This window comes from Amycolatopsis sp. NPDC003731 (assembly GCF_053586895.1).
Genome location: NZ_JBSFNC010000151.1, coordinates 1 through 21563 on the forward strand (window position 1 = coordinate 1; position 21563 = coordinate 21563).

27 protein-coding genes are annotated in these 21563 nt (G+C 71.0%); 20 read left to right on the top strand and 7 right to left on the bottom strand.

Going from position 1 to position 21563, the window contains the following annotated elements; genetic code table 11:
• Window positions 1-233: hypothetical protein (locus ACWDN5_RS38875; protein WP_449679801.1), on the bottom strand; the 233-nt coding region annotated here is incomplete at its 3' end.
• Window positions 234-308: 75 nt separating this feature from the next.
• Here ACWDN5_RS38875 and ACWDN5_RS38880 point away from each other — a divergent pair.
• From ACWDN5_RS38880 to ACWDN5_RS38890, 3 genes are all read left to right on the top strand, one after another.
• Entirely contained in the window at window positions 309-830 is a 522-nt protein-coding gene (locus tag ACWDN5_RS38880; protein WP_449679802.1) for a PH domain-containing protein, read from the top strand.
• Window positions 831-886: 56 nt separating this feature from the next.
• Window positions 887-1399, top strand: coding sequence for a hypothetical protein (locus ACWDN5_RS38885; RefSeq protein ID WP_310967054.1), 513 nt, complete (start codon window positions 887-889; stop codon window positions 1397-1399).
• A gap of 85 nt (window positions 1400-1484) precedes the next feature.
• Window positions 1485-3503: a protein meaA gene (locus tag ACWDN5_RS38890; protein WP_310967055.1), complete on the top strand. Its 2019-nt coding sequence runs from the start codon at window positions 1485-1487 to the stop codon at window positions 3501-3503.
• On the opposite strand, the gene ACWDN5_RS38895 is transcribed toward ACWDN5_RS38890, so the two are convergent.
• A complete protein-coding gene (locus tag ACWDN5_RS38895; protein ID WP_449679803.1) occupies window positions 3496-4038 on the bottom strand; it encodes a cysteine hydrolase family protein in 543 nt (180 codons plus the stop codon). The two genes, ACWDN5_RS38890 and ACWDN5_RS38895, sit on opposite strands and share 8 nt — an antisense overlap.
• A gap of 72 nt (window positions 4039-4110) precedes the next feature.
• Here ACWDN5_RS38895 and ACWDN5_RS38900 point away from each other — a divergent pair, with 72 nt between their 5' ends.
• The 4 genes from ACWDN5_RS38900 (at window position 4111) to ACWDN5_RS38915 (ending at window position 6876) form a co-directional block, all read left to right on the top strand.
• Window positions 4111-5079 carry a GlxA family transcriptional regulator gene (locus ACWDN5_RS38900; protein ID WP_449679804.1) on the top strand — a complete coding sequence of 323 codons (969 nt, stop codon included), beginning with the start codon at window positions 4111-4113 and terminating at the stop codon, window positions 5077-5079.
• Window positions 5076-5849 carry an enoyl-CoA hydratase-related protein gene (locus ACWDN5_RS38905; RefSeq protein WP_449679805.1) on the top strand — a complete coding sequence of 258 codons (774 nt, stop codon included), beginning with the start codon at window positions 5076-5078 and terminating at the stop codon, window positions 5847-5849. The genes ACWDN5_RS38900 and ACWDN5_RS38905 overlap by 4 nt, the downstream gene beginning before the upstream one ends.
• Before the next feature lie 65 nt (window positions 5850-5914).
• Window positions 5915-6415 (top strand): TetR/AcrR family transcriptional regulator, encoded by a 501-nt coding sequence (locus ACWDN5_RS38910; protein ID WP_449679806.1) that lies wholly within the window; start codon window positions 5915-5917, stop codon window positions 6413-6415.
• Entirely contained in the window at window positions 6412-6876 is a 465-nt protein-coding gene (locus ACWDN5_RS38915) for a DUF2867 domain-containing protein (protein WP_449679807.1), read from the top strand. The genes ACWDN5_RS38910 and ACWDN5_RS38915 overlap by 4 nt, the downstream gene beginning before the upstream one ends.
• Here the strand turns inward: ACWDN5_RS38915 and ACWDN5_RS38920 are convergent.
• Entirely contained in the window at window positions 6848-7393 is a 546-nt protein-coding gene (locus ACWDN5_RS38920) for an NUDIX hydrolase (RefSeq protein ID WP_310967061.1), read from the bottom strand. The two genes, ACWDN5_RS38915 and ACWDN5_RS38920, sit on opposite strands and share 29 nt — an antisense overlap.
• A 37-nt stretch (window positions 7394-7430) precedes the next feature.
• Here ACWDN5_RS38920 and nucS point away from each other — a divergent pair, with 37 nt between their 5' ends.
• The 10 genes from nucS to ACWDN5_RS38970 all read left to right on the top strand — a co-directional run bounded on the left by nucS (window position 7431) and on the right by ACWDN5_RS38970 (window position 17009).
• Window positions 7431-8090, top strand: a complete 660-nt coding sequence (gene nucS / locus ACWDN5_RS38925; protein WP_191316401.1) for an endonuclease NucS — start codon at window positions 7431-7433, stop codon at window positions 8088-8090.
• A 1-nt stretch (window position 8091) separates the two neighbouring features.
• Complete coding sequence (locus ACWDN5_RS38930; RefSeq protein ID WP_449679808.1) at window positions 8092-8298, top strand: DUF1653 domain-containing protein; 207 nt, start codon at window positions 8092-8094, stop codon at window positions 8296-8298.
• Between the two features lie 449 nt (window positions 8299-8747).
• Window positions 8748-9524, top strand: coding sequence for a hypothetical protein (locus ACWDN5_RS38935; protein ID WP_449679809.1), 777 nt, complete (start codon window positions 8748-8750; stop codon window positions 9522-9524).
• A 199-nt stretch (window positions 9525-9723) separates the two neighbouring features.
• Complete coding sequence (locus tag ACWDN5_RS38940; RefSeq protein ID WP_310967065.1) at window positions 9724-11421, top strand: sodium:solute symporter family protein; 1698 nt, start codon at window positions 9724-9726, stop codon at window positions 11419-11421.
• Window positions 11422-11430: 9 nt separating this feature from the next.
• The gene (locus ACWDN5_RS38945) at window positions 11431-11715 is read left to right on the top strand and encodes a hypothetical protein (RefSeq protein WP_310967066.1); all 285 of its coding nucleotides are present in this window, start codon (window positions 11431-11433) and stop codon (window positions 11713-11715) included.
• 47 nt (window positions 11716-11762) lie between these two features.
• Entirely contained in the window at window positions 11763-12755 is a 993-nt protein-coding gene (locus ACWDN5_RS38950) for a DUF3558 domain-containing protein (protein ID WP_449679810.1), read from the top strand.
• A 66-nt stretch (window positions 12756-12821) separates the two neighbouring features.
• Entirely contained in the window at window positions 12822-13823 is a 1002-nt protein-coding gene (gene dhaK / locus ACWDN5_RS38955; protein ID WP_449679811.1) for a dihydroxyacetone kinase subunit DhaK, read from the top strand.
• A complete protein-coding gene (gene dhaL / locus ACWDN5_RS38960; protein ID WP_449679812.1) occupies window positions 13823-14452 on the top strand; it encodes a dihydroxyacetone kinase subunit DhaL in 630 nt (209 codons plus the stop codon). Before dhaK ends, dhaL begins: the two co-directional genes overlap by 1 nt.
• Window positions 14449-15123 (top strand): dihydroxyacetone kinase phosphoryl donor subunit DhaM, encoded by a 675-nt coding sequence (dhaM, locus tag ACWDN5_RS38965; protein ID WP_449679813.1) that lies wholly within the window; start codon window positions 14449-14451, stop codon window positions 15121-15123. Before dhaL ends, dhaM begins: the two co-directional genes overlap by 4 nt.
• A gap of 119 nt (window positions 15124-15242) precedes the next feature.
• Window positions 15243-17009 carry a 3-hydroxyacyl-CoA dehydrogenase family protein gene (locus ACWDN5_RS38970; protein WP_449679814.1) on the top strand — a complete coding sequence of 589 codons (1767 nt, stop codon included), beginning with the start codon at window positions 15243-15245 and terminating at the stop codon, window positions 17007-17009.
• Here ACWDN5_RS38970 and tsaA read toward each other — a convergent pair whose 3' ends face one another.
• Genes tsaA through ACWDN5_RS38985 form a run of 3 tightly spaced genes read right to left on the bottom strand, consistent with a single transcriptional unit; the run spans window position 17010 to window position 18684 of the window.
• Entirely contained in the window at window positions 17010-17405 is a 396-nt protein-coding gene (gene tsaA, locus ACWDN5_RS38975) for a tRNA (N6-threonylcarbamoyladenosine(37)-N6)-methyltransferase TrmO (protein WP_310968454.1), read from the bottom strand. It lies immediately after the preceding gene.
• Between the two features lie 11 nt (window positions 17406-17416).
• Window positions 17417-17845: a nucleoside deaminase gene (locus ACWDN5_RS38980; protein WP_449679815.1), complete on the bottom strand. Its 429-nt coding sequence runs from the start codon at window positions 17843-17845 to the stop codon at window positions 17417-17419.
• A complete protein-coding gene (locus tag ACWDN5_RS38985) occupies window positions 17842-18684 on the bottom strand; it encodes an LLM class flavin-dependent oxidoreductase (protein ID WP_449679816.1) in 843 nt (280 codons plus the stop codon). Before ACWDN5_RS38985 ends, ACWDN5_RS38980 begins: the two co-directional genes overlap by 4 nt.
• A 93-nt stretch (window positions 18685-18777) precedes the next feature.
• Here ACWDN5_RS38985 and ACWDN5_RS38990 point away from each other — a divergent pair, with 93 nt between their 5' ends.
• Both ACWDN5_RS38990 and ACWDN5_RS38995 read left to right on the top strand, forming a co-directional pair.
• Window positions 18778-19242 (top strand): Lrp/AsnC family transcriptional regulator, encoded by a 465-nt coding sequence (locus ACWDN5_RS38990; protein ID WP_310967074.1) that lies wholly within the window; start codon window positions 18778-18780, stop codon window positions 19240-19242.
• Complete coding sequence (locus ACWDN5_RS38995) at window positions 19226-19750, top strand: adenylate kinase (RefSeq protein WP_449679817.1); 525 nt, start codon at window positions 19226-19228, stop codon at window positions 19748-19750. Before ACWDN5_RS38990 ends, ACWDN5_RS38995 begins: the two co-directional genes overlap by 17 nt.
• 2 nt (window positions 19751-19752) lie before the next feature.
• On the opposite strand, the gene ACWDN5_RS39000 is transcribed toward ACWDN5_RS38995, so the two are convergent.
• Window positions 19753-20229: an Lrp/AsnC family transcriptional regulator gene (locus ACWDN5_RS39000; protein ID WP_086840754.1), complete on the bottom strand. Its 477-nt coding sequence runs from the start codon at window positions 20227-20229 to the stop codon at window positions 19753-19755.
• Window positions 20230-20287: 58 nt separating this feature from the next.
• On the opposite strand from ACWDN5_RS39000, the gene ACWDN5_RS39005 reads away from it, so the two are divergent.
• Window positions 20288-21406 carry a trans-sulfuration enzyme family protein gene (locus ACWDN5_RS39005; RefSeq protein ID WP_449679818.1) on the top strand — a complete coding sequence of 373 codons (1119 nt, stop codon included), beginning with the start codon at window positions 20288-20290 and terminating at the stop codon, window positions 21404-21406.
• Window positions 21407-21563: the final 157 nt, after the last annotated feature.

A 21563-nucleotide genomic window follows, 5' to 3' on the forward strand; every position in this document is an offset into this window, starting at 1 on the left:
GGTACCGCGTCAAGGCGGGAAAGCGTGCCTTGACCCGGCACCACCGGCCGTGTTTGGGCTTCGGATCGGGGTGGTGGGGAGGTCTGGGCGGGGTGCCGGTTTTGGCGTCCGCGTGCCGTTAGGGGCGGAGAGGCAGCGGCCAGAGGCGCGCCGCCGAAGACCGGCGCAGGCGGCTGATCGTCCACTTCGAACGGCATCCGGAGGGCGATCTGGTGCTCCGCGCGATCGGCCACGCACAGAGGGTGCACGACCACATCCAGCGCGCGCGGGACTCGGCGGAACAACCTCCGGCAGAGTAGTGTTCGGCCATGTCAGCAGGGGAAATCGAGCTTTTGCCCGGTGAACGCGTGCTCTGGGCGGGGGAGCCGGTCCAGCGCCCGCTCTACGTCGCCGCGGATGGGGTGGTTGCCCCCGTCGGGCTTCTCCTCGCCGCCGCCGCGCTCTGGCTGCTGCTCACCCGTGAACCCAGCGGGCTCACCATGGCCGCGGCCGTCGTTGCGCTCGTGATCGGTCTCTACGGCGCCGTCGGCCGGTCGATCGTCCGGTACCTCGCGCTCGGGCGCACCACCTACGCCGTCACCGACAGCCGGATCATCGCGCGCTCGGGGCTGTTCCGGCAGAAGGAACGCTCCAGCGAGCTGGCCGGCCTGCCCGCCCCGGTGCTCAAGACGGGCCCGTCCCGCACCGGCACCATCACCTTCGGCGGTGCGGGAACGGTGACGCTGATCGGCATCGGCGAGCCCAAGCGCGTCCGCGACCTGCTCACCAAGGCGATCGACGAAGCCCGCGCCCGCCAGGCCCCGCCGGAAGCCGACAGCCCGGCTGCCTGATCGGGGCAACCCGCGCGGCCTTCCGGTGCGTCACCCCGGCAACCGAGGAGGTCGCCGTGGACGAACCGCTGATCGCCCTGGAACCGGGTGAGCGGCTGCTGTGGTCGGGACGGCCGCGGCGGATCGCCCCGACGGGGCTCGAGTGGTACCGCCTCGTCTTCGGCTCGGTCATGGTGTCGGGGTTCGCCGTCGCCATCGGGCTGCCGGCCCCCGGGGCGGCCGTGACCTTCGGGAGCATCGGGCTCGCCATCGTCTGGGCGCCGGTGCTCTGGCGGCTCCGCACGACGCGCCGCGCGGTGTACGCGGTGACCGACCAGCGGGTCGTGGTGGCCGACCGCGTTTCGGGCCGCATCCGCACGTGCGAGTACCTGAGTGACCTGGAGTCGCCGGTCGTCCGGCGCGATCAGGACGGCGGCGGCCGGCTCACGCTCACGAGACGTGACGGGTCCGTGTACCTGCTGGGATATTCCCTGCCGAAGAAGGGGCAACCGGCCCCGATCGAGCTGTTCGACGTGCCGGACGTCGACGGGTTGCGCGACCTGATCGTGCACGAGCAGGCGGCCGGCTGACGTCACCCGGACGTGTCCCATTGCACTGCCACCATAAGTTACCGGTCGGTACACTCGACGAAACGTCCACCGCCGGAGGTGCCCAGTGCCGTACCCATCCGACAACGAGCGGGATCGCCCCTGGGTGATGCGCACGTACGCGGGGCACTCCTCCGCCGCCGCGTCGAACGAGCTCTACCGGCGCAACCTCGCGAAGGGGCAGACCGGCCTTTCGGTGGCCTTCGACCTGCCCACCCAGACCGGTTACGACCCGGACCACCAGCTCTCCCGCGGCGAGGTCGGCAAGGTCGGCGTCCCGGTGTCGCACCTCGGCGACATGCGGCGGCTCTTCGACGGCATCCCGCTCGCCGAAGCGAACACGTCGATGACCATCAACGCGCCGGCCATGTGGCTGCTCGCGCTGTACGTCTCCGTGGCGCGCGAGCAGGCCGAGGCCGAGGGGCGCGACGTCGACGAGGTGCTCGCGAAGCTCGCCGGCACCACGCAGAACGACATCATCAAGGAGTACTTGTCCCGCGGGACCTACATCTTCCCGCCCGGGCCGAGCCTGCGGCTGATCACCGACGTGATCGCCTGGACCGTGCACCACGTCCCCAAGTGGAACCCGATCAACATCTGCAGCTACCACCTGCAGGAAGCCGGGGCGACGCCGACGCAGGAGGTCGCCTACGCGCTGTGCACCGCGATCGCCGTCCTCGACGCCGTCCGCGACTCGGGCCAGGTCGACGCGGCCGACATGGCGAAGGTCGTCGCGCGGATCTCCTTCTTCGTCAACGCCGGCGTCCGGTTCGTCGAGGAGATGTCCAAGATGCGCGCGTTCACCGCGCTCTGGGACGAGCTCACGCGCGACCGTTACGGCGTAACGGATCCCAAGGCCCGCCGGCTGCGCTACGGCGTGCAGGTCAACTCGCTCGGGCTGACCGAAGCCCAGCCGGAGAACAACGTCCAGCGGATCGTGCTGGAGATGCTCGCGGTGTCGCTCTCCCGCGGCGCCCGCGCCCGCGCGATCCAGCTGCCCGCGTGGAACGAGGCTCTCGGCCTCCCGCGGCCGTGGGACCAGCAGTGGGCACTGCGGATGCAGCAGGTCCTCGCGTTCGAGACGGACCTGCTGGAGTACGAGGACATCTTCGACGGCTCGCACGTCATCCAGGCCAAGGTCGACGAGATCATGGCCGGCGCCCGCGAGGAGATCGCCCGCGTGCAGGACCTCGGCGGCGCGGTCGCCGCGGTCGAGAGCGGGTACATGAAGTCGCAGCTGGTCGCGTCGCTGGCCGAGTACCGCCGCGAGATGGAGAACGGCGAGCGGATCCTGGTCGGGGTCAACAAGTTCGGCACGACCGAGCCGTCGCCGCTGCAGGCCGAGGGTGCGAAGGCGATCGAGACGATCGACCCCGCCGTCGAGAAGGCCGCCGTCACCGCGATCGAGGAGTGGCGCACCCAGCGCGACAACGAGGCCGTCGAACGGTCGCTGGCCGCGCTGAAGGAACGCGCGCAGACCACGGAAAACCTGTTCGAGGCCACTGTGGACTGTGCGCGGGCCGGCGTGACCACCGGCGAGTGGGCCGGCGCGCTGCGCGAGGTGTTCGGCGAATACCGGGCGCCCACCGGCGTTTCCGCCTCCGCGGTCGCCGGTGCCGGTGACCCCGAGCTGGAGCGGGTGCGCACGCGGGTCCGGGAAACCGAGGCGGAGCTGGGCGAGCGGCTGCGGATCCTGGTCGGCAAGCCGGGTCTCGACGGGCACTCCAACGGCGCCGAGCAGGTCGCGGTCCGGGCGCGCGACGTCGGCTTCGAGGTCGTCTACCAGGGCATCCGGCTGACGCCCGAGCAGATCGTCGCGGCCGCGGTGCAGGAAGGCGTGCACGTCGTCGGGCTCTCCGTGCTCTCCGGCTCGCACCTCGAGGTCGTCCCGCACGTCGTCGACGGCCTGCGCGCCGCGGGGGCGGGCGACGTGCCGGTGATCGTCGGCGGCATCATCCCGCCCGACGATGCCGCGCTGCTCACCGAACGCGGCATCGCCCGGGTGTTCACGCCCAAGGACTACGAGCTCACCGGGATCATGGACGGCATCGTCAGCCTGATCCGCGAACGGCACGGCCTCAGCTGAGCTCGGCCAGGACGTCCTTCGTGGACTTCACGGTGGCGAACTGGTTCGCCAGGTTCGCCGCCGTGACGCGGTAGAGCTCGTCCGCGGTCACGCCCGGGAGGTCGAAGGTGAACGTGGCGTCGAGGGCGAAAGTGACGTCGTAGCCGAGGTTCCCGCCCATCCGCGCGGTGGTTTCGCAGCAGAAGTTCGTCTGGATGCCGGCCACGACGAAGCTCGTGATGCCGCGCTTGCGCAGCCACGCGTCGAGGTCGACGTCGCCGAGGAACGCCGAATTGACCTTCTTGCCGAACACGAGGTCCGGCCGGGCGCCGTCGAGTTCGGGCTTGAAGTCGTTGCCCGGCTGGCCGGGACGCAGCGGCGAGCCGGGCTTCGGCGAGTCGTGGTGCACCAGGACCACCGGGAGCCGCCGCTCCTGCCACGCGTCGAGCAGGGCCTTCATGTTCGCTTCGGCGCCCGGGTTGTTGCGCGGGCCCCAGAACTCCGGGTCGTCGAACCCGCGCTGGACGTCGATCAGGATGAGTGCCGTTTCGGTCATGCCGTCGAGTTTCGCGGGAGTGCGGTGCGCGAGGGGAGTGGCAGAAGACGCGCGATGCGGTACTTTCCTGCCATGCGCACCATCGGCGTCCTCCTGCTGCCGGGCACCAGGATGTTCGACCTCGCGGTGATCGGCGAGGTCTGGGGCCAGGACCGGACCGACAGCGGCATCGGCTCGTTCACCGTGCGGCTGTGCAGCGCCGGCCGGGTGCGGACAGCCGTCTCGCCGTTCGGTGACGTCGCGGCCACGCACGGCCTCGCCGGGCTCGACGGCTGCGACCTCGTCCTCGCGCCGGGCCGCGACGACCCCCTCGCCCCGGTGCTGCCGTCGGCCGTGACGGCGCTGCGCCGGGCCCACCGGGCCGGCGCGACCGTCGCCGGGCTGTGCTCCGGCGCGTTCACCCTTGCCGCCGCCGGCCTGCTCGACGGCCGCCCGGCGACCACGCACTGGCGCGACCTCGACGCCCTCGCCGAGGTCGCCCCGCGCGCGGACCTGCAGCGTGACGTGCTCTACACCGACGACGGCGGTGTCCTGACGTCCGCGGGCGTGGTCGGCGGCCTCGACCTCTGCCTGTACCTGGTCCGGCGCGACCACGGCGCCGACATCGCCGCCATGCTGGCACGCCGCCTGGTGATGCCGCCGGCACGTGAAGGCGGGCAACGCCAGTACGTCGACAACCCGCTGCCGCCGAAGGCGGCCCAGCCCGGGATGGCGTCCACAATGGACTGGGCGCTGGCGCGGCTCGGGGAGGGCATCGGCGTCGAGGACCTGGTCGGGCACGCGCGGATGAGCGAGCGGACGTTCCACCGCGAGTTCGCCGCGGCCACCGGGGTGACGCCGGGACGCTGGCTGCGCGTCCAGCGCGTCCGCTACGCGCAGCGGCTGCTGGAGACGACGTCGCTGCCGGTCGAGCGCGTCGCCGAGCGGTCCGGGCTGGGCACGGCGGCCAACCTGCGGCGCCGGATGCGCGCCGAAGTCGGCGTCGCGCCGGACAGCTACCGGCGCACATTCCGCTCGGGAAGTACTACCGTCGGGGCATGACCGAGTACGAGCACATCCTGGTCAAGCGCGACGGCGACACCGTCACGATCACCATGAACCGGGCGGCGCGGCGCAATTCGCTCTCCGCGGACCACCTCGCCGAGCTGCTCGCGGCGTTCCGCGAGGCGGGGACGACCGACGCGACCGGCGTCGTGCTGGCCGCCGACGGCCCGGTGTTCTCCGCCGGCCACGACTTCGCCGACGTCGCCGCGCGTGACCTGGCGGGCGTGCGCGAGCTGCTCACGTTGTGCGCCGACGTCATGAAGACGATGCAGTCGATCCCGCAGGTCGTCATCGCGCGGGTGCACGGCCTGGCCACGGCGGCGGGCTGCCAGCTGGTGGCGTCGTGCGACCTGGCCGTGGCCGCCGAGTCGGCGGGCTTCGCGCTGCCGGGCGGCAAGGGCGGCTGGTTCTGCCACACGCCGGCCGTCCCGGTGGCGCGGTCGATCGGCCGCAAGCGCCTGATGGAGCTGGCCCTGACCGGCGACGTCATCGACGCGGCGACGGCGCTGGACTGGGGCCTGGTCAACCGGGTCGTCCCCGACGAGCAGCTCGACGACGCCGTCGCGGAGCTGCTGGCCCGGGCCACCCGCGGCAGCCGCGCCAGCAAGTCGATGGGCAAGCTGACCCTTTACGCCCAGCTCGACCGCCCCGAGGCCGACGCCTACGCGATCGCGCTCGAAGTCATGGCGGCGGCGTCCCAGCTGCCCGGCGCCCGCGAGGGCATGGCGGCGTTCCTGGAGAAGCGCAAGCCCTCCTGGCCCGACTGATCGGCGAGACGGTCCGGCCGGGTTTCGTCGTGGCCGCCGTCCATACCATACGGTATGGTATGGCCATGGCGGGCAAGCGGGATTGGCTGGACGCGGGACTGGTGCTGCTGGCGGAGCAGGGCGCGCCGTCGGTGACCATCGAGCGGCTCACCGAACGCCTCGGGCTGTCGAAAGGCTCCTTCTACCACCACTTCAAGGGCATGGGCGGCTACCGCACCGCGCTGCTGGAGCACTTCGAAGCCGAACGCACCACGCGGTTCGTGGAGCAGGCCGAAGCGGCGGACGGCGACCGGCTGAGCGCGTTGCTGAAGCTGGTCCTGGCGCCGGGACCGGGGCCGCAGCTGGAGATCGCCGTCCGGGCGTGGGCCCTGCAGGACGCCGAAGCCCGGGCGGTGCAGGAGCGCGTGGACGCCACCCGCGTGGCCTACCTGACCGAGATCGGCGGCGACGCCGACCTCGCGCGGGCGTTGTACCTGGTCGTCGTCGGTGCCGGGCAGGTCGTGCCGCCGCTGACCGGCCGGCAGCTGAAGAGCGCGTTGGAACTGGTACTGGGGAGACGGAAATGACCGAGCCTTACGTCGACGGCGCCGACTACGTCGAGTTCAAGGAAATCGAGAGCGAGAACAGCCTGCGCGAGTTCGTCGCCGGCGTGTTCGGCTGGTCGCCGGCCTGGGTGAAAGCCCTGTTCGGCGTCCGGTACGTGCTCGCCAAGGCGTTGCGGCTGGAGACCGCGTCGGTCCCGCGGACCGGCCGGCTGCGGCCCGAGGACATCGGGTTCGCGCCCGGCGACCGGGTCGCGTTCTTCACCGTCCGCGCCGGGGATCCGGAGCGGTACCTGATCGCGGGCGTGGACGACAGTCACCTGACCGGGTACCTGACGGTCGAAGCGGTGTCACGCGGCTTCCGGCTCGGCACGATCGTGCACTTCCACAACCGCGTCGGCCCGGCCTACTTCGCGCTGATCAAGCCGTTCCACCACCTGGTGATCCGCGGGATGCTCAAGGCCGGTGCCGCTCGAACAGCATGAGCTGCGCCCACGCGGCGATCGACTGCGCGTCGGTGATGTCCCCGGCGAGGATCATCTTCTCGACGTCGGCGCGCGCGAACCACGCGCTGCGCATGTCCTGTTCCTCGTGCTCGCGCTCCGGCTCGCCCTCGCTGATGTCCGTGGCGAGGAACACCCAGCCGCGCTGGCTGCTCATGCCGGCGGCGACGTCGAGCTTGCCGAGCGGGACCATCGAGCCGGCCCGCAGGCCGGTCTCTTCGCGCAGCTCCCGCACGGCGAGTTCGGCCGGCGGCACGTCCGCCAGGTCCGGTGCGGTGCCTTGCGGGAACTCCCAGCGCCGCTCGCCGAGCGGGTAGCGGAACTGCTCGACCAGCCGGAACCGGTCGCCGTCCTGGGCGATGACCAGCGCGTACGACGGCTTGTCGATCACGCCGTAGATGCCCGGCGAGCCGTCGGGGCGGCGGATTTCGTCCTCCCGCACGGTCATCCAGTTGTTCCGGTACACCTCGCGGGACGCGACACGCTGAATGGGGTCCACGCGCCCAGTATCGCCGACCCTGTCCTACCCTCCTCGGGTGCGTCTCGTGATCGCGCGGTGCCAGGTCGACTACGCCGGCCGGCTCACCGCCCACCTGCCGATGGCCACCCGCCTGCTGCTCGTCAAGTCCGACGGCTCGGTGTCGGTGCACTCCGACGACCGTGCGTACAAGCCGTTGAACTGGATGAGCCCGCCGTGCTGGCTGATCGAGGACGGCAAGCTCTGGATCGTCGAAAACAAGCAGGGCGAGAAGCTGGTGATCTCGATCGACGAGGTCTTCCACGACCACTCCCAGGCCCTGGGCGCGGAACCGGGCCTGCAGAAGGACGGCGTGGAAGCGCACCTGCAGGAACTGCTGGCCGAGCACATCAAGACCCTCGGCGACGGCTACACGCTGGTCCGCCGCGAATTTCCGACGGCCATCGGCCCGGTCGACATCATGGCCCGCGACGCGGACGGCCGTTCGGTGGCGGTCGAGATCAAGCGCCGCGGCGAAATCGACGGCGTCGAGCAGCTGACGCGCTACCTCGAGCTGCTCAACCGCGACCCGCTCCTGGCGCCGGTGCAGGGCGTGTTCGCGGCCCAGATCATCAAGCCCCAGGCCCGCACGCTGGCCGAGGACCGCGGCATCCGCTGCCTGACCCTGGACTACGACGAGCTCCGCGGCATCGAGTCCGACGAGTTCCGGCTGTTCTGAGGTGGAGCCGGGCCGGTACGTCCACTACAAGGGCGGCGAGTACGAGGTGCTGGGCGTGGCCCGGCACAGCGAGACGGAAGAGGAACTCGTGGTGTACCGCGCGCTCTACGGCGAGCGGGGACTGTGGGTGCGCCCGGCGGCGATGTTCGCGGAGACGGTCGAGACACCGGACGGCCGGGTGCCGCGGTTCCGGCGGGTGGCGGAATGACGTCGGCGTTTCTGCAAGCCCTGGCCCAGCGGCCGCCGAAGCCGGCGGGCGGCCCGGACAGGTACCGCGGGTCGTTGAAAAATTGACCCTGCCCCTGCCCGAAGGGGCGTATCTCGGGGCCGATACCGAATCGATGCCGAAATCGGTGTATCTGATTCGGTGATTATTACTCCGCCAGGAAATCTTTGACCCGATAGGTGTGCGTGTGGTCAGCGGAAACTTTTTCACCGTGATTCGTGCGCTGTTCGGGTGAGTTCGGGATCTTATTCGGCGTTTTCGTGCGACACTCGATTCGAGGGGTTCCGCCGGTGCGTCCGGCGTGGCCGGAGGGTGGTGCGCTCGGCCGTCTTTCTTCGTCGTGCCAACGTTTCAGTCCGCCTTCGAGCTCGGGGTGCGCATGCCATCCGGCCGGCGTGTGCGCATTTTCGCCTGCACGCAAGGAGGAAGTCATGCGTTATCGCCCACTCGGTTCCGATCCGGCCGACCCGCGCCTGGGCCGGTTCATTCCGGACGACTGGCGGCACGTGGAAAGGTATCCGCTCGGCGCGCTGGCCGACGAAGACCGGCCCACCCGGGCGCCGGTCGTGATCGGCGTCAACTGGTACTCGGCGTTCGACCAGCCCGAGCAGGACGAGAAGTCCGGCGAGTTCTTCATCGCGAAGGCCGGCGTCAAGAAGCTCGGCCGGATCCGCGGTGGCCACTGCGTGTGCCTCGAGCCGGGCGGTACCCCGGACACCGACGCCTGGTACGCGTTCTACGACCAGGGCCACGAAGGCGCCTGCGTCGGCTTCGGCTGGTCGCGGTGCATGTCGATCTTCAACGGCAGCGAGTACGCGGCCCGCTGGCTCTGGGACTCGGCCAAGAAGCGCGACGAGTGGCCCGAGACCAACCCCGGTGACGAGAACGGCACGTCGGTGCGGGCCGCGGCCGAGGTGCTCAAGGACACCGGGCACGTCCTGTGGGACGACTCCTACGGCAACGACGACTGGCACGCCCGCGAGAAGTACACCGCCGAGGCCAAGCAGGGCATCAAGGCGTTCCGCTGGGTGAAGTCGGTCGACGACGTGCACTCGGTGCTCGCCAACCCGCGGGCCGACGAGCTCGGCGCCGTGCCGATCCTCAACTCGTGGGGCCCGGGCTACCCGCACCGGACCTACCTGCCCGACGACGTGCTGGCCCACCTGATCGCCGAGGACGGCGAGATCGCCGTTCCGACCGACCGCTGATCCCCGCCACTCCCGCGGCGCGCGGAACGAGGGCGCGTTTTCCCTGGTCAAGGCCGGGAAAGCGCGCCCTCTGACCATTTTGGACACGTCGGCGTGCCGACCCTGAATCCATGCAGTACTGTCCGGATCCGACGGGATGCTGGTGATTCCTGTCGGATCTTGTCCTGTTTGAAATAGGGAACTGCCGGAGGTGGGTCGGGTGCTCGTCCTAGCCGATGCGAACCTGCGACTCGACGCGAGCGCGATCGACTACATCGAGTTGGCGTTTTACTTCGCGCTCGTGCTGGGCATCGGTTATCTGGCGCGGCGGCAGGTGTCGAGCAGCCTCGACTTCTTCCTGTCGGGCCGGTCGCTGCCCGCCTGGGTCACCGGCCTGGCGTTCATCTCGGCGAACCTCGGCGCGGTCGAGGTGATGGGCATGTCCGCCAACGGCGCCCAGTACGGCCTGCCGACCGTCCACTACTTCTGGATCGGCGCGATCCCGGCGATGCTGTTCCTCGGCATCGTGATGATGCCCTTCTACTACGGCTCCAAGGTCCGCAGCGTCCCGGAGTTCATGCGGCGGCGCTTCGGCAAGCCGGCCCACCTGGTCAACGGCGTCAGCTTCGCCGCGGCCCAGATCCTCATCGCGGGCGCGAACCTCTTCCTGCTGGCCAGCGTGGTGAACCTGCTGCTGGGCTGGCCGCTGTGGGTGTCGATCATCGTCGCCGCCGCGATCGTGCTCTCCTACACCGCGCTCGGCGGCCTCTCCGCCGCCATCTACAACGAGGTCCTGCAGTTCTTCGTCATCGTCATCGCCCTGGTGCCGCTGACGATCATCGGCCTGGTCAAGGTCGGCGGCTGGCAGGGCCTGGTCGACAAGGTGACCAACAGCCCGGGCGGCACCGCGCAGCTGCACTCGTGGCCCGGTGACAACCTGACCGGCTTCGGCAACAGCTTCCTTTCGGTGCTGGGCATCGTCTTCGGCCTCGGGTTCGTGCTCTCCTTCGGTTACTGGACGACGAACTTCGTCGAGGTCCAGCGCGCGATGGCGTCGAAGAGCATGTCGGCCGCGCGGCGCACCCCGATCATCGGCGCCTTCCCGAAGATGCTGGTGCCGTTCATCGTGATCATCCCCGGCATGATCGCCGCGGTCACCGTGTCCGAGTACGTCAAGGACAAGCAGGTGCTGCTCGACGGCGGCAAGGCCGAAAGCGGCGTCACCTTCAACAACGCGCTCCTGCTGCTGATGCGCGACCTGCTGCCGAACGGCATGCTCGGCATCGCCATCGCCGGCCTGCTGGCCTCGTTCATGGCCGGCATGGCGGCGAACCTGAGCTCGTTCAACACGGTCTTCACGTACGACATCTGGCAGACGTACGTGAAGAAGGACAAGCCGGACCACTACTACCTCAACCTCGGCCGCATCGTGACGTCGGGCGGCACGATCCTCGCGATCGGCACGGCGTTCATCGCGTCGAACTCCGGCAACATCCTGAACTACCTGCAGGACCTGTTCTCCTTCTTCAACGCGCCGCTGTTCGCGACGTTCATCCTGGGCATGTTCTGGAAGCGGATGACCCCGCACGCCGGCTGGAGCGGCCTGGTGCTCGGTACCGCGTCCGCGATCACGATCTGGGGCCTGTCCCAGGCCGGGGTGATCGGCCTGGAGGGCCAGGGCACCAGCTTCGTGGCCGCCGGTGTCGCCTTCGTGGTGGACATCGTGGTGAGTGTCGTGGTCTCGCTGGCGACCAAGCCGAAGCCGGACGAAGAACTGGTGGGCCTGGTCTACTCGCTGACGCCGAAGGAGACGCGCCAGCACGACGCGACCGGCGAGAACGCGGGCTGGTACCGCAAGCCGGGCCTGCTCGCCGGCATCGTGCTCGTCCTGACCATCGCCCTGAACATCATCTTCTAGGAGGTCGGAATGGCTACCGAGTCGCAGCCGCGCGCGCACAAGGCAGGCGCCTTCGACATCCGCCTGATCATCGCCCTGCTGATCGGCGTCTACGGCGTCATCCTCACCGTGATGGGTATCGGCTTCACCTCCGACGAGGAGATCAAGAAGGCGGCCGACGTCAACATCAACCTGTGGGCCGGGATCGGCATGCTGGTGGTCGCCGCGCTGTTCGTCACCTGGGCCCTGGTGCGCCCGCTCGTCGTGCCGGCCGAGCCGGAGACCGGCGACACACCGGCGGCGGCGGGCGAATAGCCGGGTTGTCCGGACAGCGGCGTTCGGCTGCCGCTACCGTGCATCGCGTGTTCCCAGACGTTCGGCACTGCCGTCTCCCGAAGCTGTTCCTGCTGGTCACCGCGCTCGCCCTGCCGCTGACGGCGTGCGGGCCGGACCTCGGCAAGTCCAACTTCGCCCGGACGACGGTGCCCGCGGCGGCCGGGTCCGGCCAGGTCCCCGACGGCCCGATCACCGACGCCGCCGTGGCGGCCGGCGTGCTCCGCACGATCCAGCCGTGCCAGTTCCTGACCAAGGACGCACTGGGCGCACTCGGCCTCGGCACGGTCGAGGACGACCCGTCGCCGTCGTCCATCGCCTTCGACACCTGCAGCAACAAGGTGAAGGACCCCGGTGGCAAGGAGATCCGGCTCGAACTCGAGATCGGCAGCACCGTCGTGCCGCGGGCGGACAAGACGACCGGAGTGGCCGGCGGGCTGCCGCTGCGCGTGAACAAGACCGGCGACACCGACTGCACCGTCGCGGTGATGACGGCGCTGAACCCGGATGTGGCGCTCGAGGTGTCGGTCACCTACGCGGGTGATCCGTGCCGCCCTGGGCAGGCGCTCGCCGAAGCCGTCGTCCAAAAGGTGCACAACTCGCCGGAGAAGTACTCGACACCCGCGGGCACCGTGCTGACCGCCGAACCGTGCGCGATGGCCGACGCCGCGGCGGTGACCGCCGTCGTGCCGTCGGCGAAGCCCGCTCCCTCGGGTCTGCACTCGTGCGAGTGGCGGGACCGGGGCCCGGCGGTGACGGTCGGGTTCCGGCCGGGGCTGCCCCCGCTCGTCGGTGACGGCAACTCCAAGGTGGACCTCGGCAACGGCGTGACCGGCTTCCAGAAGCAGGCGACCGGGGGTTCGGCGCGGTGCAAGGTCGAGTGGCAGCACCGGCCGTGGCAGGGCGACGACGTCGAACTGGCCCAGGTGGACTACCAGGGGTATGCCGACAACGACACCGACCCGTGCGGCAAGGCGGTGACCGTCGCGAAGAACGTGGTCACCAAGCTCCCCAAACCCTGATCTGGCGGCGGGCCGCGCGGAGAGGTAGGAAGGGGACACCCACCCGCCGATGTGCCGGAGGCTGCCGTGAAGAAGATCATCAACGATCCGGCGAACGTGGTCGCCGAGTCGCTGCGGGGGCTCGCCGCCGCGCACGCCGACGTCCTCCGGGTCCAGTACGACCCGGACGTCGTGATCAGAGCCGACGCCCCGGTCGCGGGCAAGGTCGCCGTCATCTCCGGCGGCGGGTCCGGGCACGAACCGCTGCACGGCGGGTTCGTCGGCCACGGCATGCTCGCCGCGGCCGTGCCCGGCGCGGTGTTCACCTCGCCGACGCCGGACGCGGTGCAGGCCGCCGTCACCGCGACCACCGGCGACGCGGGCGCGCTGCTCATCGTCAAGAACTACACCGGCGACGTGCTGAACTTCGAGACGGCCGCCGAGCTGGCCGCCGCCGAGGGCCTCGAGGTGCGCAGCGTCGTGATCGACGACGACGTCGCGGTCAAGGACTCGACGTACACCGCGGGCCGCCGCGGGGTCGGCGGGACCGTGCTGCTGGAGAAGATCACCGGCGCCGCCGCCGAGCGCGGCGACTCGCTCGACGCCGTCACCGCGCTGGCACAGAAGGTGATCGGCCAGGTCCGGTCGATCGGCGTCGCGCTCACCGCGCCGACCGTGCCGCACGCCGGCACCCCCAGCTTCGACCTCGCCGACGACGAGATCGAGTTCGGCATCGGCATCCACGGCGAGCCCGGCCGCGAGCGGCTCCCGGCCGAGCCGGCCGACGCGCTGGTGGCCCGGATGGTCGAGGCGGTCGTGTCGGACCTGCCGTTCGCCTCGGGCGACCGCGTGCTGCTGTTCACCAACTCGATGGGCGGCACCCCGCTCGTCGAGCTCTACCTGGCCCACGGCATCGCCGAGCGGCTGCTGGCCGACCGTGGGATCGTGGTCGAACGCCAGCTGGTCGGCCCGTACATCACCAGCCTCGAGATGCAGGGGATGAGCCTGACGTTGCTCAAATTGGACGACGAGCTGACCGAGTTGTGGGACGCCCCGGTCAACACCGCGGCCCTGCGGTGGGGGCTCTGATGGCGTGTGAGGCCGCGGGGGTCGCGGCGGCGGTGCGCGCCGCCGCGGCGGTGGTCGCCGAGCACCGGGTGGAACTGATCGACCTCGACCGCGCGATCGGCGACGGCGACCACGGCGAGAACATGAACCGCGGCTTCGCGGCCGTCGTGGCGGCGCTCGATTCGGCGGTTCCGGACACGCCGGGCGGGGTGCTCAAGCTCGTCGCGACGACGTTGATCTCGAAGGTCGGCGGGGCCGCGGGCCCGTTGTACGGCACGGCTTTCCTGCGTGCTTCGGCCAAACTGGGCACCGTCGAGGCCGTCGACGTCCCGGCGTTGCTGGACGCCTTGCGCGCCGGCCTCGAAGGCGTCCAGGCCCGCGGCAAGGCCGTGGGCGGCGACGCGACCATGGTCGACGCCCTGATCCCCGCGGTGGCGGCCGCGGAGAAGGCGGCCGAGGACGGCGGGGACGTCGCCGCGGTACTGACCGCGGCGGCCGACGCGGCCGACACCGGCGCGGAGTCCACAGTGGACCTGGTGCCGCGGAAGGGCCGGGCGTCCTACCTCGGCGAGCGGGCTGTGGGGCACATGGACCCCGGCGCGCGGTCGTCGGCGCTGCTGCTGCGGGCGTTCGCGGAGGCCGCCCGGTGAGCGTGGGAATCGTGCTCGTGTCGCACAGTGCGAAGCTCGCCGAAGGGCTGGCCGAACTGGCCGCCCAGATGGCGCCGGACGTCACCATCCTCCCGGCCGGCGGCCTCTCCGACGGCTCGATCGGCACGGACTACGACGAGGTCGTCGCCGCCACCCAGCGCGCCGACTCCGGCGACGGCGTCGTGCTGCTCTACGACCTGGGCAGCGCGCAGATGACGGCGGAGCTCGCCGTCGAGTCGCTGGCCGACCCCTCGGCCGCGGTCGTCGCGGACGGCCCGCTGGTCGAGGGCGCGATCGCGGCGGCGGTCGCGGCCCAGGCCGGTCAGGACCGCAAGGCGGTGGCCGAGGCTGCCGCGGCGGCCGGGATCCCCGATGACCTGGCGCCCGCCGAGGAGGCTCCGGCCGACGCCGCCGAAGTCGAGCTGGAGCTGCACAACGACGTCGGGCTGCACGCCCGGCCCGCCGCGGTGCTGGTGCGCACGCTCAGCGAGTTCGACGCCGAGGTGACCGTGCGGCTCGGCGACCAGGAGGCCGACGGCCACAGCGTCCTCGCCCTGATGTCGCTCGGCGCGCGCCAGGGTGACCGGATCCGCGTCCGGGCGCGCGGGCCACAGGCGTCCGCCGCGCTGGAGAAGGCGAAAGAGCTGGTGGACGGCAATTTCGGCGAGTGAAGCCGTCGTCGCCGACCGGGTGACTTGAGCCGTACTGACTCGATTCCGTCTGGGCTCCGGCGGTGGCCCGTGGCAGTATCGAGGCCAATTACCAGCGAGTAACATCTCTGGAGGCCTCGATGGCGCGGGACATTTCGACGGTCGGTGTGGTCGGCCTGGGCACCATGGGGGCCGGCATCGCCGAAGTGCTCGCGCGCAGCGGGCTCGACGTCGTCACGGTCGAAGTCGACGAAGCCGGCGTCGCCCGCGGCCGCGGTCACCTCGAGCACTCCACCGAACGGGCGCTCGCCGGCGGCAAGCTGGACGCCCCCGGGCGCGAGGCGCTGCTGGGCCGGATCCGGTACGGCACGTCCCTGTCGGATCTGTCCGAAGTGGACCTGGTGATCGAGGCGATCCCGGAGAGCCTCGAGCTGAAGGCCGAGGTCTTCGCCGAGCTGGACAAGATCACCCGGCCCGAAGTGGTCTTCGCGTCCAACACGTCGTCGCTGTCGATCACCGAGATCGGCGTGCACACCGCGCGGCCCGGCAAGGTCGTCGGCATGCACTTCTTCAACCCGGCGCCGGTGCTGAAGCTCGTCGAGATCGTCAAGACCGTGGTGACCGAGCCGGACGTGGTCGCCGAGGTCGTCGAGTTCGCCGAGCGGCTCGGCAAGGTGCCGGTGGTGATCGGCGACCGGGCCGGCTTCATCGCCAACGCGCTGCTGTTCGGCTACCTCAACCACGCGGTGCGGATGTACGAGCAGCGTTACGCCACCCGCGAGGACCTCGACGCCGCGATGCGCTTCGGCTGCGGCTACCCGATGGGCCCGCTCGCGCTGCTCGACCTGATCGGGCTGGACACCGCGAACGAAATCCTCGACACGATGTACCACCAGTCCCGCAACCGCCTGCACGCGCCTGCGCCGCTGCTCAAGCAGATGATCACGGCGGGCCTGCTGGGCCGCAAGACCGGCCGGGGCTTCTACACCTACGACGGCCCGGACTCGCCCAACGTGGTGTCCTCGGCGAGCGTGTCCACTGTGGAGGGTGTGCCGCCGCGCCCGGTGGCGCGGGTGGGCGTGGTCGGGACGGGCACGATGGCCACCGGCATCGCGGAGGTGTTCGCCAAGCGCGGCCTCGACGTCGTGCTGCGCGCCCGGAGCCTGGAGAAGGCCCAGGCGTCGGTGGCGCGCGTCAAGAAGTCGCTCGATAAGGCCGTGGTCAAGGGCAAGCTGTCCGAAGAGGACGCCGCCGTGGCGCTGGCCCGCATCACCCCCGTCACCGACTTCGAGGCGCTGGCCGACGTCGACCTGGTCGTCGAGGCGGTGGCCGAGGAGCTGGCGGTCAAGCAGGCGGTGTTCTCGGCGCTGGACGAGGTGGTCCGCCCCGGCGCGGTCCTGGCCACGACGACGTCTTCGCTGCCGGTGATCGAGTGCGCGGCCGCGACGTCCCGGCCGTCCGATGTGGTCGGTCTCCACTTCTTCAACCCGGCCCCGGTGATGAAGCTGGTCGAGGTGGTCTCGACGATCGCGACCGCCCCGGACGTGGTGGCGACGGCGAGCGCGGTCTGCGCCGCGGTCGGCAAGCACGCGGTGCACTGCGGCGACCGCGCGGGCTTCATCGTCAACGCGTTGCTGTTCCCGTACTTGAACGACGCGGTGAAGATGCTGGAGGCCCACTACGCGGGCGCGGACGACATCGACACGGCCATGAAGGTCGGCTGTGGCCTGCCGATGGGCCCGTTCGAGCTGCTGGACGTCGTCGGCCTCGACGTCTCCCTGGCCATCCAGCGGACGCTCTACAACGAGTTCCGCGAGGAGGGCTTCGCGCCGGCACCGCTGCTGGAGCACCTCGTGACGGCCGGCCGGCTGGGGCGGAAGACCGGGAAGGGCTTCAAGGACTACTGATCAGCGCTCGGCCACCTCGCCGAGGACGGGCTTGACGTCGAGCACCGGCGTTCCGTCGATGGCTTCCAGGCCGGCGACGGTGAGCGTGCTGCCCTCGACGGCCGTCACCGTCACCGTGTGGAGGCCGATCGGGTTCGGGCGGTCCGGTGAGCGCGTCGAGAACACGCCCTGCAGCGGACGGTCCGGATCGCTGCGCGGGTGGACCGCCTGGACGCCGCGGTCTGCTTCGTGCAGCCAGGTCAGCAGGACCAGGCGGTCGCCCGGGCGGAGATCGGCCGCTGCACGGGCGAATTCCGGTTCGAACACCACCCGGGACGGTGGCGCGCCCTCGTCACCCTGCTTCGGAGCCGACGCACGGTCCGTCAGGGATGACTCGATGCGCGCCACCGGGCGCACCTGGTAAGCCGTCACTGGTAATAGCCCTCGACCGGCACGCGGGCCTCGTCGAACAGGGCGGGACCCTCCATCTTGTGCTTGCCCCACGTGAGCGGCGGCCGCAGCGTGAGGAACTGCTCCGTCGACAACGCGTAGACGACGCGGCCGAGCCCGGACCGCTCGATCGCCCCGGTGCACATGCCGCACGGCTGGGTGCTGGTGAACATCGTCGTGGCCGCCGCGGTTTCCGGGTCCAGGTTCTGGGCCGCCCAGCGCGCCAGCTTCAGTTCCGGGTGGGCCGTGATGTCGTTGTCGGTCAGCGAGGTGTTGCGGTCCTCGACCAGGATCTTCCCGTCGGCGTCGGCCAGCAGGGAGCCGAACGGCGGGTTGCCGTGCTCCTCGCGCGCCTCGCGGGCGAGCTCGATCGCCCGCCGCAGCAGGGCTTCTTCGGTGTCCTTCACAGGTTCTCCCTCCAGGATGCGGCCGCTGCCGCGAGATCACGCCACGCCACCTCCGGGCGCAGCGTTTCGGCCGGGTCCGAGTCGAACGGGTCGAGCACGACGGTGTCCGCCCCCATCGCCCGCAACTGCGCCAGGTCGTCGACGACCTGCTCGAGCGTGCCCTCGCCGGCGCGCCGGTCCGGCCCGGTCACCGGCGCCGCCGTCACCCGCAACAGGATCCGCGGCGCGAAGGCCGGCACCGGTCCGTCCCCGGCCAGCTTTTCCAGACGCCCCAGCGTTTCCCGGAACCCGGCCATCGTCAGCCGCAGCGGGTGCCAGGCGTCGCCGAGCTCGATCGCCCGGCGCAGCCCGGCGTCGCTGTGCCCGCCGAGCCACAGCGGGATCGACTCCGCGCGGTAGTCGTCGCGGCCGGCCCACGCGGCGCGGATCGCCCGCAGGTGCTCGGTGGTGAGCTTGCCGCGCTGTTCGAACGGCACGCCCAGCGCGTCGAACTCCTGCTTCGCCCAGCCGATCCCGGCGCCGAGCACCAGCCGGCCGCCGCCGCTGAGTTCGTCGAGGTTCGCCGCCATCCGCGCCACCAGCAGGGGATGCCGGTACGGCACCACGAGCACCGTGGTGCCCAGCCGCACCCGCTGCGTCACCCCGGCCAGCCACGACAACGTCGTGAACGGCTCGTAGAACGGCGCCGGGTACTGGTCGGCGACGTCCGGCGTGATGGCGACGTGGTCGGACACCATCAGCAGGTCGTAGCCGAGGCCTTCGACCGTCTGCGCCCAGGCGCGCAGCACACCCGGGTTCGTGCCGGGGCCGAAATTGGGGACGTTCACGCCGATCTTCACCCGGAAAGGCTATCGACGTTTTGCCCGGATCCGGAAGGGAACGATCACGGCGTTCGGCCCGTTCCGCCGTGGATCCCACGGTATGTTCGGCGGATGACCGAGAGTCTCGACCCGACGGACTGGGCCATCCTGGCCGAGCTCCAGCGCGACGCCCGGCTGCCGCTCACCGAGCTCGGCCGCCGCGTGAATCTCAGCGCGTCCGCGGCGACCGAACGGCTCCGGCGGCTCGAGACCGTCGGCGTGATCAGCGGCTACCGCGCGGAAATCGACCTCGGCAAGGTCGGCTACCCGGTGCTCGCCGTGGTCCGCCTCAAGTACCCGGGCAGCCGCCACGAGCCGTTGCACAAGCTGCTCGGCGAGCGTTCGGAGATCCTCGAATGCCTCCGCACCACCGGCGACGACTGCTACACGCTCAAGATCGCCGCGGCCTCGATGGCCCACCTCGAGCGCACGGTCGACGAGCTGTGCCAGTTCGGCAGCACGACCACGAACCTCGTCTACCGCCAGACCCTGCCCTACCGCGGACCGCGGGAGCCCGCCCGTGACCTCGAGGCCTGACCGGATCGTCGTCGTCGGCGTGACCGGCTCGGGCAAGTCGACGCTCGCGGCCCGGATCGCCGAGCGGACCGGCCTGCCCTGCCACTCCGCGGACGACATCTGCTGGCAGCCGGGCTGGGTCGGCACCCCCGACGACGAACAGCGCCGCCGGATCGCCGAGGTGTGCGCGCAGGAACGCTGGGTCCTCGACGCCGTCTACAGCAAGTGGCAGGACATCGTCCTGCCGCGCACCCAGCTGGTGGTGGGCCTCGACTACCCGCGCTGGCTTTCGCTGAGCCGCCTGGTGCGCCGGACGTTCGTGCGGGCGGCGACCCGGCGGCGGATCTGCAACGGCAACGTCGAGTCGTTCCGCCAGATGTTCTCCACGGACTCGATCATCCGCTGGCACTTCACGTCGTTCGCGCGCAAGCGGGCCCGCATCCGGGCGTGGGCCGCCGAGCCACCCGGCCCGGCCGTCGTCCGGTTGACGTCCCCGCGCGAGACCCGCCGCTGGCTCGAGACGCTCTGACCTCAGGCCCCCGGCGGCAGCAGCGGGCCGCCGCTCCAGTGCTGGAACACCAGGTTGGTGTGCACGCGGGCGACCTCGTCCCGCGCGGTCAGCTCGTCGAGGACCAGCCGCTGCAGCTCCCCGGCCGAGCTGGTCGCCACGTGTGCGAGGAAGTCGTCCGGCCCGGTCAGGTGGTAGACCGCGCGCACCTCCGGCAGCGAGAGCAGGTGCTCGATGAACGGGTCCACCAGCGGCCGCCGGTGCGGGCGGACCTGGACGAACAGGAACGCCTCCAGCGGCCGGCCCAGCTTCGCCGCGTCGACCGACGCGTGCTGCCCGGTGATCACCCCGGTGTCCCGCAGCCGGGCGACGCGGTCCAGGCACGTCGACGGCGCGATGCCGACCGCGGCCGCGAGGTCCTTGTTGGTGATCCGGGCATCGTTCTGCAGCAGGCGCAGGATTTCGAGATCGACCGGACTCAGTTCGACGGAAGCGGACATCGCCGAATGATATCCGAGAGTGTTGCCCCCGGCCCGGGGAAAGCTCGACCATGCTGCCATGACTTCCTCGCTGCGCACGCGAGCCGTCCACGCCGGCCGTGACGACCTCACGGACCTCGGCGTGCACGCCGCTCCGCTCGACCTGTCCACGACCTACCCGTCCCGCGACAGTGCCGCCGAAGCCGCCCGGATCGACGCCTTCGCCGCCGGCGCCGAACTCGACGGGCCGCCGATCTACGGCCGGGTGGGCAACCCGACCGTCGAGCGGTTCGAGCGGGCGCTCGCCGAGCTGGAGGGATTCGAGCACGGCGTCGCTTTCGCCAGTGGCATGGCCGCCGTCTCGGCCTGCCTGCTTTCCGCGGTGGCGCAAGGGAAACGCCACGTCGTCGCGGTGCGCCCGCTGTACGGCTGCAGCGACCACCTGCTCGAGTCCGGGCTGCTCGGCACGGAGGTCACCTGGGCCGCGCCGGATGCCGTCGCCGCCGCGCTGCGGCCGGACACCGGGCTCGTGTTCGTCGAGACGCCGGCGAACCCGACCCTGGCCGAGGCCGACATCGCCGAGCTGGCCCGCGCGTGCGGAGAGGTGCCGCTGTTGGTGGACAACACCTTCGCGACCCCGGTGCTCCAGCGTCCGGGCCGCCACGGCGCGCGGATCGTGTTGCACAGCGCGACGAAGTTCCTCGGCGGCCACGGTGACGTGATGGGCGGGATCGTCGCGTGCGACGCGGCGGAGGCCGCCCGGCTGCGGCAGATCCGCTTCGCGACCGGCGGCGTGCTGCACCCGCTCGCCGGATACCTGTTGCTGCGCGGGCTTTCCACGCTGCCGTTGCGCGTCAACGCGGCCTCGGCGACCGCGGCGACCCTGGCGGCACGGCTCGGCGAGCACCCGGCCGTGAAGGCGGTCCACTACCCGCGGATCGGCGGGCCGCTCGTGGCGTTCGAGGTCGACGGCGACCCGCACGCCCTGATCGGCGCAGTCCGGCTGATCACGCCGGCCGTCAGCCTGGGCAGCGTCGACACGCTGATCCAGCACCCGGGCTCGATCAGCCACCGGATCGTCGACGAGGGCGACCGCCACGGCGCCGGGGTCTCCGACCAGCTGATCCGGCTGTCCGCCGGCCTCGAGGACGTCGAGGACCTGTGGGCCGACCTGGAGCAGGCGCTGAAGGCGGTCTAGAGCCTGTTTTGATGTGCTGACCAGCGGAACTTCTGGTCGGCATTGTTGGTGCGGCGTGTCTGGGGGTCAAATAGACGAGGTCTCCGGTAGACCGATCAACGACCAAGCTGATCAAGAACACCGGAGACCTCGTGCCCAGCCTAGCGGCGACGGGGCG